1 protein-coding gene is annotated in these 623 nt (G+C 56.0%); it reads right to left on the reverse strand.

What is annotated here, in order from left to right:
• Nucleotides 1-20: 20 nt before the first annotated feature.
• Nucleotides 21-509 (reverse strand): MarR family winged helix-turn-helix transcriptional regulator, encoded by a 489-nt coding sequence (locus ALO64_RS04510; protein ID WP_004659671.1) that lies wholly within the window; start codon nucleotides 507-509, stop codon nucleotides 21-23.
• Nucleotides 510-623 lie beyond the last annotated feature (114 nt).

The following is a 623-nucleotide window of genomic DNA, read 5'->3' on the forward strand; positions in this document are numbered from 1 at the left end:
CCTGCCGACAGGTCTGCCGCTCAGCTTTTAGCTTTGGGGTTGAAGCTCAGACGAGTCAGGGTGATGTGGTCATCGGCGGCCACCAGTACCTTGGTGAGAATCCTTGTCAGGGTCTCGACCTCATCACTGTCGAGCGCGGCAAAGGTGTCATTCATGGCGTCCGCACCAATCTGCGGCAGCAGGTCAGAGAGCGCCTGCCCCTGCTCCGTCAGCGCCAGGCGCACCTGGCGACGATCAGTCGCTGACCGCTGGCGCACAACCAGCCCTTTCTGCTCCAGACGATCGAGCATGCGGGTCATCGAACCGCTGTCCAGCGACAGGTGACGACACAATTCCACAGGGGTGTCGGTCGAGAACTGGGCAATGATGATCAGCACCTTGAACTGCGCGAACGTCACGTCATAAGGCAGCAGGTACTTGTCGAGCATGCGGTCTTTGAGCGCATTGGTACGACCGACCAGCAGCCCGATCAGGCTGGAATCGAAATTGTCGGGGCTGAAATGTTTCAAGAAATCATCCAGATAGCTGCCTAGGCAGTGGTTGCAAAATATTACTGCCTAGGCAGCCGTTGTCAAAGCATTTATTAGCTTGCTTACTAAATACCCATAAAAAAACGACCGCTG

This window comes from Pseudomonas meliae, assembly GCF_001400515.1.
Classification (GTDB): domain Bacteria; phylum Pseudomonadota; class Gammaproteobacteria; order Pseudomonadales; family Pseudomonadaceae; genus Aquipseudomonas; species Aquipseudomonas amygdali.